The organism is Cobetia sp. (assembly GCF_983723665.1).
The window spans coordinates 1-9,451 of sequence record NZ_CFDJES010000042.1; the positions used below are offsets into that span (position 1 = coordinate 1).

Here is a 9,451-nt window from a genome sequence, read left to right on the forward strand (position 1 = left end):
CGGGACTCCCGGCAGGGGCGTTTTTCGTGGTGTCTCGATAGAGGCGCGATAGAGGTGCAAGACGATGGCGATGCCGCGACAGATGGGCCAGATAGGCTAGATAAGCTAGAGAGGGGCCAGATGGAGAGGCGCGCTACTGCCCCAGCAGCTGGGTACGGAAATCCTGCTGAGCCGGCTCGTCGCCCAGCCAGATCGCGAACAGGCCGTTGGCCAGCGCCAGTGAATCGCTTTCGAAGATGACCTGCCCGTTCAGCACCAGCGACAGCGTGCCGCTGCCGCTGCCGGCGGACAGCCATTGCAGCGCATAGCGATCCCCCGGCACGACGTCCTGATAGGCGCGATTGAAGCGCGTCAATTCAGGCTCGATCGCCGCGAAATCCGCCGCTGACAGGTTCTTGCGCACGCCCTTGGTGGTCGCCTTGGCGAAGTCCTCGGCATCGATGGCATGGAAGTACTCCAGCACCAGGCGGCGCGAGACATCCTTGAGCGGCGCCGGACGCGGGCGACGCGCATCCTGATAATAGGCGCCGACATAGGCGTCCCACAGCAGGTAGGTGAAGAGCCCACTGCCGATCAGCGTCAGCGGCTGGCCGGACTGCGTGGTCACCTGATCCGCGAAGGTCATCCCCTTGATCTCGACGGCGAGCGCCGCCGGGCTGGTGGTGGCAAGCAGCACCCCCATCACGCCCGCAGCCAGCCAGCGCGGCGCACTCGCCACCGGCAGGCTGACGGCATGACAGGCGGCGTTCAGGCTGCAAGCGGCGCCACGGACAGCTGACACGGACAAGCGATACAGCGGCGATATAGGCATGGCATCTACTCGTTGGCTGGCAGTGATCAAGGTGAGCTTGCGGGGTTCATCACTCCTGCAGACCGGGTTTCACGGGCCTGGCTCTCGCTGGCTTACCACAGGGCGTGGAAATGATGCACCGGCCCACGGCCCTTGCCGACGTTGAGCTGGTCGGAGGCGCGCAGCGCGCCCAGCAGCCATTCGCGTGCCTCGACCACCGCCTGTGGCAACGGCAGACCATTCGCCAGGCGCGCCGTGATGGCGGAAGACATCGAGCAGCCGGTGCCGTGCAGGTTGTCGGTCTCGATACGCGGTGCGCACAGCCATTGCTCGCCGGCATCGCTGACCAGCAGGTCATCGCAGGCCTGCCCCTCAAGTGCCCCGCCCTTGATCAACACCGCCTTCGCGCCTCTGGCACGCAGCTCGCGGGCGACCTCAGGCATGTCGGAGCGCCCGATCAGGCGCCGCTCACCCAGCAGTACCGCGGCTTCATGCAGGTTGGGCGTGATGATATCGGCCAGCGGCACCAGGTGCTCGGCCACCGACTGGATGGCAGCATCATTGACCAGCGCATCGCCACTCTTGGCGACCAGCACCGGGTCCAGCACGACCCAGCGCGGGCGACGCTGCTGAAGGCGGTCGGCAAGCATTTCCACCACCAGCGGATCGGCCACCATGCCGATCTTGGCGGCGCGGATATCGAGATCATCCAGCACGGCGTCCAGCTGTGCGGCGATGAATTCCCGCGAGACCGCCTCCACGCTGCGCACGCCGCAGGTATTCTGCGCCGTCAGCGCCGTGATCACGCTGGCCCCGTAGGCGCCCAGCGCAGAGAATGTCTTGAGGTCCGCCTGAATGCCGGCTCCCCCGGAGGGGTCTGAGCCCGCTATCGTCAGGACGCACGGAATATGCATGCAGGAAGCTCCCGAAATATGGCTTTGACGTGCCAACAGCATACCCGAGCTGAGGAGGGAAGAAAGCCACCCCCAGCGCCCTGCCACCGTGAAAAACAGAAGAAAGTGATATGAGTGAAGTGGCCCTACTGTCATTGCCGGCATTGACCTCGCTCGCCGTGATCTCGCTGGCCAGCGCCACCCTGCTGCCCGGCGGATCGGAGGCGGCCTTCGCGGGGTTGTGGTGCCAGGGGCACGCGCCCTGGGCGCTGTGGGTCGCAGCGACGCTGGGCAACACGCTCGGCAGCCTGATCAACGTCGCCCTGGGGCGTGGCGCCCGTCGTCTGCGCACACGGCGCTGGTTTCCGGTCTCGCGGCGCGCATTGGCGCGCGGCACCCTGTGGTATCGCCGTTTCGGCGCCTGGAGCCTGCTGCTGAGCTGGGCCCCGCTGATCGGCGACCCGCTGACGGTGCTGGCAGGCGTCTTCCGGCTGGCGTGGTGGAAAAGCATCGTCCTGATCGTGATCGCCAAGGGCGGACGCTATGCCCTGTTGCTGCTGGCAGCCGACCTGTGGCTGACGCCCTGGTGCCAATGACCGCCGCACGGCCGCTGCTCCTGTCCTCACCCTCACCTTTACCACTGCCCTTGCAGCCTCAGTCAGTCGCTTGAATGAGATCGCAGACACGCAAGGCGAGGATGCGTGCTATGCTGACAAGCGCCATGCTGCACTGCACAATAAAAGCACTTCGATTGCTTTTCACCAGTGCCTCATTGCCTTGATCAGGTGCTTCATTGCCCTTGATATGCACCTCGTCACCCTTTCGCCGCCTCCACGAGTCCACGCCTCCCCCATCACATGGCGTCTCGCTCGCGACGGTCCCCCTGACCTCGGGCATTCCCCGGCGGAGTGCTGCACTGCTAGAGAGGAGAAGGTTTCATGCGTGATACATCCTGCGACTTCTGCGCCGATGCGCTCAACATTCTGGTGCTGCAAGGCGGTGGCGCGCTCGGCGCCTACCAGATCGGCATCTTCGAGGCGCTGGCCGAAGCCGGCATCCAGCCCGACTGGGTGGTCGGCACCTCGGTCGGCGCCATCAATGGTGCCCTGATCGCCGGCAATCCGGAGGGCGAGCGCCTCAAGGCCCTCGAGTCATTCTGGTATGGCATCGCCCAACCCGCTGCCAGCATGGGTCCCGCCTTTCATCCGTGGGAGCGCAGTGTCGCGCGCACCTCTGCCATGCTGTGGGGCATTCCGGGCTTCTTCCGCCCGCGCCCACTGTGGACGGTACCGATCTGGCAGAGCTTCTTCGGCGAGCCGCCCAGCCTCTACGACACCGAGCCGCTGGGCGACACGCTCAATCGGCTGGTGGACTTCGAGCGCCTCGATGCCCGCCACCCGGAGAACGTTCGCCTGTCGGTCGGGGCGGTGAATATCGGCAGCGGCGCACTGCGCTACTTCGACTCCTCGCATGAAGCGCTGGACCACCGCCATATTCTGGCCAGCGGCGCCCTGCCACCGGCCTTCCCGCCGGTGTGGGTCGATGGCGAAGCCTATTGGGATGGCGGCCTGTACTCCAATACGCCCGTCAGTTGGGTGCTGTCGGAGCGACCGCATGGCGAAACGGTGGTCAACTGCTACGTGATCGACCTGTGGAGTGCCGATGGCAAGGTGCCGGAGACATTGCAGGAGGCGCAGCTGCGCGAGAAGGACATCCAGTATTCCAGCCGTGCCGGCGAGCACCTCAATCTGCTGGAGGAGAATCAGGCGCTGCGCATGGGAATCGAGAATCTCGCCGACCATCTGCCGGAGGAGCTGCGCCAGTCGCCGAAGATCCAGCGCATCCTCGCCATGACCCAGCAGCCCTCGATCAACGTGGTGCGTCTGCTGGCCTCGGCGCGCCCGGGCGAGACCTCACTGAAGGATATCGACTTCTCGCGCGCGACCATCGACTCGCGTCGCGACAGTGGCTATCAGGACATGCAGGAAGTGCTGAGCCGCTGCAGCCAGTTTGCGCCGCTGCCGGAGGATATCGGGGTCATCGTGCGCAACTTCACGCGCAACGCCGAGGGCGAGCTGGTCAGCCTGTCGACGCCTGATGCCAGCCCCGTCGACGATGACCAGGCGAGCATCACGGCAGAGGACCTGCCCAGTCAGGCGACCGGCAGCTGAGCAGCGCTGACGACGATTCAGAACGATCTATCCACACCCCATCGCAGCCGTCACGCGCTGGCGGCGCACCAGGCGGGTGTGGATAACCCGGTGTCGGCAAGACGCCACCCGCCGGGTGGCCTCACCCGCGAGGCTGCGCGGCCCCCAGCCGTGAACACTCCTCGCGGGTAAGCTCGCGCCACTCCCCCGGCGCCAGCCCCTCGAGACTCAAGCCCGCCACCGACTCACGGTGCAGCCACACCACGCGATTGCCCAGGCTGCGCCACAGTCGCTTGACGTGATGATGGCGTCCCTCGTGCAGCGTCAGGCGTGCCTGATCCGCGGTGAGAAACGCAAGCTGTGCCGGCAGTGTCGGGCGCGGATCATGTTCGAGCAGCACCCCCTGACGAACCTGTGTGATGGCGCTTTCCTGTTCGGCCTCCGTCAGGGGCCGCTCCAGCCCCATGCGATAGCGCTTGGCGGGGCCCTCGAGCCCGGCATCGCTGATGCGCGCCGAGACATCGCCGTCGTTGGTCAGCAGCAGGGCACCGGTCGTCGCACGGTCGAGACGCCCGACATGGTGGATCTCGGCCAGCCAGCCGCTGTCCTCGCCGCGTGCATTCAGCGTGTCACGCAACACATCGATCACGGTGGGGAGTTCGGGGTCATGACAGGCCGTCACGACCCCGGCAGGCTTGTTGAGCAGGATATGACGTGGACGCCGCGCGATCTGCAGGCAGACGGTCGCGTCAGGCGCTGACAGGTGGATGTCATCGAAGGGGCCGACCTCATGCAGCGGGTCGCTGATCGTCGCGCCGTTGACCCGCACGCGCCCCGCCGCCAGCGCCGAGAGCGCATGACGACGGTTGAGCTGTGGCTGACGTGTCAGCCAGCGGTCCAGCCGCATGACCTAGTCCGCCGCCTTGAGCTGGGCTTCCATCTCTTCCAGCGCTTCCTGAGCCTCGAACCATTCGGCTTCGGCCTCATCGAGGCGACTCTTGATCTCGCCCTGGCTGGCCAGCAATTTGGTCAGCTCCGCCTTGCGGTCCGCCTCGTAGAGCGTGGCGTCGCCCAGCGCTTCCTCGATCTTGTCCAGCTCGCCCTGCGCCTTGCTCATCTTCTGCTCGGCCTTGTCGCTGACCTTCTTGAGCGGACGCAGCTTCTCGCGCAGTTCAGCCGCCTGACGGCGCGCTTCCTTGCGGTCCGGCGTACGCGTGCTGTCAGTCCCCGCATCGGCATCCTTCTGGGCGCGCGCTTCCCGCCGCTCGCCCTCGACCCGCGCCTTGAGCCAGGCACGGTAGTCATCCAGGTCACCATCGAAGGGCGTCACGCGACCATCGGCGATGCACCAGAATTCATCGACGCAGGCACGCAGCAGGTGGCGGTCGTGGGAGACCAGAATCACGGTGCCCTCGAAGGTCGCCAGTGCATCGGTGAGCGCCTCGCGCATGTCGAGGTCCAGGTGGTTGGTCGGCTCATCCAGCAGCAGTAGATTGGGCTTCTGCCACGCGATCAGCGACAGCGCCAGACGCGCCTTCTCGCCACCGGAGAACGACTCCACCGTGGCGTAGACCTCATCGCCGTGGAAGCCGAAGCTGCCGAGGAAGGTGCGGATCTCCAGCTCACCCGCCGACGGTGACAGGCGCAGCACATGATTGAAGGGCGTCGAGGACAGGTCGAGCCCGTCCACCTGATGCTGGGCGAAGTAGCCGATGGCCAGATGCTCGCCGGCGGTCCGCTGGCCCTCGACCAGCGCAAGCTCGCCGGTGAGCGCCTTGATCAGCGTCGACTTGCCGGCGCCGTTGGGGCCGAGCAGACCGATGCGCTGCCCCGGCAGCAGCGAGAAGCGCACCCCGGAGAGCTGCGGCGGCTGACCGGGATAGCCGATCACCGCGCGGTCCAGCCCCAGCAGCGGATGCGAGATCTTGTCGGAGCACGGGATGGTGAAGTGGAACGGGGAATCGGCCTTGACCGCCGCCGTCTCTTCCATGCGCTCCAGCATCTTCATGCGGCTCTGGGCCTGACGTGCCTTGGTGGCCTTGGCCTTGAAGCGACGCACGAAATCCTCGATCTCGGCGCGCCGCGCCATGGTCTTCTCGTGCTCGACCTGCTCGCGCACCAGACGCTCGGAACGTGTGCGTTCGAAGCGGCTGTAATTGCCCTTGTAGACCACCAGCTTGCGGCGGTCGAAGTGGATAATGTGATCACACACCGCATCGAGGAAGTCGCGATCGTGGGAGATCAGCAGCAGCGCGCCGGGATAACGCGCCAGCCATTGCTCCAGCCACAGCAACGCATCGAGATCCAGGTGGTTGGTCGGCTCATCCAGCAGCAGCAGGTCGGACGGCGTAAACAGAGTGCGCGCCAGATTGGCACGCATGCGCCAGCCCCCCGAGAAGGCCGCCAGCGGCTGACTGAGCTGCGCCTGACTGAAGCCGAGGCCGACCAGCAGCTGCTCGGCACGTGCCCGTGCGGTGTAGCCATCGAGGGTGTCGAAATGGGCGTGCAGCTCGGCCTGACGCTGGTGCTCGCCGCTCTCTTCGGCGGCTGCCAGGGCGCGCTCGGTCTCGCGCAGCGCGTGGTCCCCGTCCATGACGTAGTCGACGATCGGACGCTCCAGCGCATCGATTTCCTGCGCCATGTGCGCGACACGCACGCCACCGGCCAGCGATACCGTGCCGCTGTCGGGCGTCAGCTCGCCGAGGATCAGGCCGAACAGGCTCGACTTGCCGGCGCCGTTGGGGCCGACGATACCGGCCTTGTGACCGGCATGCAGCGTCAGGTCCGCTTCGTCGATCAGCGGTGCTCCGCCGCGTTGCAGGGCGAGCTGGCGCAGTGCAATCATGACAACCTCGATCAGAAAATACGGGGGACGTCGGGCTCCCGTTCACCGCCACCGACACGAGCGCTACGACTCAGCAAGCTGCTGGACGCGACTCGTGAAGAGACATCATCGGTGGCACATGAAGAGACATCATCCGTGACACACGAAGAGGCCGACTTGATGGGCGCATATTCTATCGGATTGTGGGACTACGCGCTGTCTCTGTATGCCCTGCCCGGCGAGGTCGGCTCTGCGGGCAACCCTCAGCCGACGCCGGACATGATGAGTACCTGCCTGCTGCTGCAGGACGAGGCGGGCCTCGATGTCTGCGAGCTGCTGTGGATTCACTGGCTGTCCGCCCACGGCATCGCCCTGGCCGCCTCGCCCACTCGCCTGCTGGAAGGTGTGCGCGACTGGCAGGGCTGGATGACCGGCATGCTGCGCGAGCGGCGCCGCCAGCTGAAGCAGGAGCTGACGACGCTGCCCGCGACCCAGGCCCCGGCCGCGGTGCAACGCCTGGAACGCCTCTATCAGCAGCTCAAGGCCTGCGAGCTTTCCGCCGAGCAGGAGACCCTCGCCCAGCTGGAAGAGCTGAGTCCTGCGCTGTCGTCAGCCGAAGGCGCGACCGGCCTGCGGGCGCCCTTCGCGCATGTCGCGGACCCGCTGCAGGCCTTTCAGCAATCGCTGGCCCTGCTGAGCGGCAAGACGACGCTCACCGCGGGGGACCACCCGTCGGCACGTGCCCTGCGCAGGCTGGCACTGGCCCGCGTGCCCGCCGGCGCCTGACAACGCCAGCGAGATGCGGAACTTGTACGCGGCTGGTAGAGTCGGAGTAACACTAGTGCCCGAGGCAGGCCATGCCGCCTCGGTGCCAATTGCGTGTTTCGGGCCCGTCTCAGGCCCATTCCATCCTGAAGGAGTTTTCATGAAACAGCTGGTCAGTGCCGTCGCGCTCGGCGCCCTCCTGGTCACCCCGTTCAGCTTTGCCGCCGATGACAGCCTCGCAGACGAGCAGGCACAGCTCAGCTATGGCATCGGTGCAACTCTGGGCAAGAGCCTCTCCCAGGACATCACCGATCTGGATCTCGACGCCTTCACTCAAGCCGTGCGTGATGTCTACGCCAAGGGCGACATGAAGATGAGCGACCAGGAAATCGCGGATTCGCTTTCCCGCTTCCAGCAGAAGAAGATGGAAGAGCAGAAGAAGATGGTCGAGCAGGAAGCGACCGACAACAAGGCAGAGGGTGACAAGTTCCTCGCCGATAACGCCAAGAAGGACGGCGTGAAGACGCTGGATTCCGGCCTGCAGTACAAGGTGCTGGAATCCGGTGACGGCGCGACCCCGTCCGCTGAAGATACCGTCAAGGTGAACTACGAAGGCAAGCTGCTGGACGGCACCGTCTTCGACAGCTCCTATCAGCGTGGCGAGCCGGTCAGCTTCAAGGTCAACCAGGTCATCAAGGGTTGGCAGGAAGCACTGCAGGAAATGAGCGTCGGCGACACCTGGATGCTCTACGTCCCGGCCGAGCTTGCCTACGGCAAGGCTGGCACTGGCGGCCCGATCGGCCCGAACGAGACGCTGACCTTCAAGGTCGAGCTGCTCGACGTGACCAAGGCCGACGCCAAGCAGTAATGGCGGCGTGAGCCTCCCCTGCTGGTAACCGGCAAGCACTGCTGCCGGTAGCAACGAAAGAGCCGCCCATCGGGCGGCTCTTTGCGTTTCTGGCAAGGCCGGATGAGGGCCAGCGGCAAGCTCATCTAGGCGCATGCTGCGCACAGGACAACGGGGCATGCCATCACTACGGCAATGGCTGATGTCCGCTGATTCTCCCCTCCAGAAGGCCCTGTGCGGACGCCGCCAGCCTGTGGATAAATCTGTGGGGAAGCTATTGACCACAGGTTGACAACCGGCCTTTCCGGTGCCTGTCGCGGCAGTGATGCTGGTTGAACGCAAAGCAACCACTGACTTGATATTTTTAGTCGATATCGCGTAACAGTTTGTTTTTACTAGTCTTTATAAATCAGCACTTGACGGCACTGCGTTGCGTGTTCGAGGCGTCATGATTATCCACAAAATTTTCCTTGAGCGCTTGCCAACTTGTGGACAATGTGTATTTCACCGCTGAGAAAGGCCTCAAGGCGCGGCGCATTCAGCGGGTGCCACGCAGCGCTCAATCAGCGGTCGCGCTCAGGACACGCGTCACGCCAGCGCGAACACCGGCCGGCCCCGGCGTGAATGGAATGCGATCGTAGATGCGCCCCTGGGCAGAGACGAGATAGAGCGCGGCGCCATGATCGATGGTGTAACCCAGCGCGGAGTCCTGTGCCTCGACACGCCGATAGCTGACGCCATAGCGCCGCGCCACATCGGCGAGTGCCGCCTGACTGCCGGTGATGCCCTGAAAGCGCGGCCCGAAGTGCCCGGTGTATTCGGCCAGCCGGGCAGGGGTGTCGCGCTCGGGGTCCAGCGAGACCATCACCGGCACCACGCGCGCCGCCGCCTGGGGTGGCAGTTCAGACATCACCTGACGCAGCGCCGCCAGCGTCATCGGGCAGACATCCGGGCACTGGGTATAGCCGAAGTAGAGCGCGACGACCGGCGTGGCCTGCGCATCTGCGGCCTCGCCCATCGTCACCTCCGCGAGCGTGAAGTCGCCCTGCTGTGATTCGAGCTGGATGGGGCCGCCCAGACTGGCCCAGGCCTGCATTCCCGCGACCGGTGCCAGATCCCGCTGCGCCTGCTGCCAGGCGACACCGGCACCGATCACGGCCGCCAGGCCGACGGCACCCAGCA

At 65.5% G+C, this 9,451-nt stretch carries 9 protein-coding genes; 4 read left to right on the forward strand and 5 right to left on the reverse strand.

Going from position 1 to position 9,451, the window contains the following annotated elements:
* Positions 1-133: 133 nt before the first annotated feature.
* On the reverse strand, positions 134-811 hold the full coding sequence (locus AC4FAH_RS06210) for a chalcone isomerase family protein (protein WP_052384513.1): 678 nt from the start codon (positions 809-811) through the stop codon (positions 134-136).
* Between the two features lie 92 nt (positions 812-903).
* Positions 904-1,704: a bifunctional hydroxymethylpyrimidine kinase/phosphomethylpyrimidine kinase gene (thiD, locus tag AC4FAH_RS06215; protein WP_043333319.1), complete on the reverse strand. Its 801-nt coding sequence runs from the start codon at positions 1,702-1,704 to the stop codon at positions 904-906.
* A gap of 110 nt (positions 1,705-1,814) precedes the next feature.
* Here thiD and AC4FAH_RS06220 point away from each other — a divergent pair, with 110 nt between their 5' ends.
* Together AC4FAH_RS06220 and AC4FAH_RS06225 are read left to right on the forward strand one after the other, a co-directional pair.
* Complete coding sequence (locus AC4FAH_RS06220; RefSeq protein WP_378080089.1) at positions 1,815-2,279, forward strand: YqaA family protein; 465 nt, start codon at positions 1,815-1,817, stop codon at positions 2,277-2,279.
* A gap of 342 nt (positions 2,280-2,621) precedes the next feature.
* The gene (locus AC4FAH_RS06225; RefSeq protein ID WP_131431122.1) at positions 2,622-3,854 is read left to right on the forward strand and encodes a patatin-like phospholipase family protein; all 1,233 of its coding nucleotides are present in this window, start codon (positions 2,622-2,624) and stop codon (positions 3,852-3,854) included.
* 121 nt (positions 3,855-3,975) lie between these two features.
* Here AC4FAH_RS06225 and AC4FAH_RS06230 read toward each other — a convergent pair whose 3' ends face one another.
* The gene (locus AC4FAH_RS06230; protein ID WP_043333317.1) at positions 3,976-4,740 is read right to left on the reverse strand and encodes a pseudouridine synthase; all 765 of its coding nucleotides are present in this window, start codon (positions 4,738-4,740) and stop codon (positions 3,976-3,978) included.
* A gap of 3 nt (positions 4,741-4,743) precedes the next feature.
* Positions 4,744-6,678, reverse strand: coding sequence for an ATP-binding cassette domain-containing protein (locus AC4FAH_RS06235; RefSeq protein WP_107335718.1), 1,935 nt, complete (start codon positions 6,676-6,678; stop codon positions 4,744-4,746).
* Positions 6,679-6,837: 159 nt separating this feature from the next.
* Between AC4FAH_RS06235 and AC4FAH_RS06240 the strand changes: the two genes are divergently transcribed.
* Together AC4FAH_RS06240 and bamJ are read left to right on the forward strand one after the other, a co-directional pair.
* Positions 6,838-7,443, forward strand: a complete 606-nt coding sequence (locus AC4FAH_RS06240; RefSeq protein ID WP_483416560.1) for a TIGR02444 family protein — start codon at positions 6,838-6,840, stop codon at positions 7,441-7,443.
* A gap of 139 nt (positions 7,444-7,582) precedes the next feature.
* Positions 7,583-8,290: a BamJ family beta-barrel-assembly machinery protein gene (gene bamJ, locus AC4FAH_RS06245; protein WP_043333314.1), complete on the forward strand. Its 708-nt coding sequence runs from the start codon at positions 7,583-7,585 to the stop codon at positions 8,288-8,290.
* Positions 8,291-8,828: 538 nt separating this feature from the next.
* On the opposite strand, the gene AC4FAH_RS06250 is transcribed toward bamJ, so the two are convergent.
* A partial coding sequence (locus tag AC4FAH_RS06250) for an SCO family protein (protein ID WP_288989127.1) occupies positions 8,829-9,451 on the reverse strand: 623 nt, incomplete at its 5' end.

Bases quoted from the DNA above. Each gene is read 5' to 3' on its own strand.
- AC4FAH_RS06210 (WP_052384513.1), bottom strand. From the start codon at position 811: ATGCCTATATCGCCGCTGTATCGCTTGTCCGTGTCAGCTGTCCGTGGC.
- thiD (WP_043333319.1), bottom strand. From the start codon at position 1,704: ATGCATATTCCGTGCGTCCTGACGATAGCGGGCTCAGACCCCTCCGGG.
- AC4FAH_RS06220 (WP_378080089.1), top strand. From the start codon at position 1,815: ATGAGTGAAGTGGCCCTACTGTCATTGCCGGCATTGACCTCGCTCGCC.
- AC4FAH_RS06225 (WP_131431122.1), top strand. From the start codon at position 2,622: ATGCGTGATACATCCTGCGACTTCTGCGCCGATGCGCTCAACATTCTG.
- AC4FAH_RS06230 (WP_043333317.1), bottom strand. From the start codon at position 4,740: ATGCGGCTGGACCGCTGGCTGACACGTCAGCCACAGCTCAACCGTCGT.
- AC4FAH_RS06235 (WP_107335718.1), bottom strand. From the start codon at position 6,678: ATGATTGCACTGCGCCAGCTCGCCCTGCAACGCGGCGGAGCACCGCTG.
- AC4FAH_RS06240 (WP_483416560.1), top strand. From the start codon at position 6,838: ATGGGCGCATATTCTATCGGATTGTGGGACTACGCGCTGTCTCTGTAT.
- bamJ (WP_043333314.1), top strand. From the start codon at position 7,583: ATGAAACAGCTGGTCAGTGCCGTCGCGCTCGGCGCCCTCCTGGTCACC.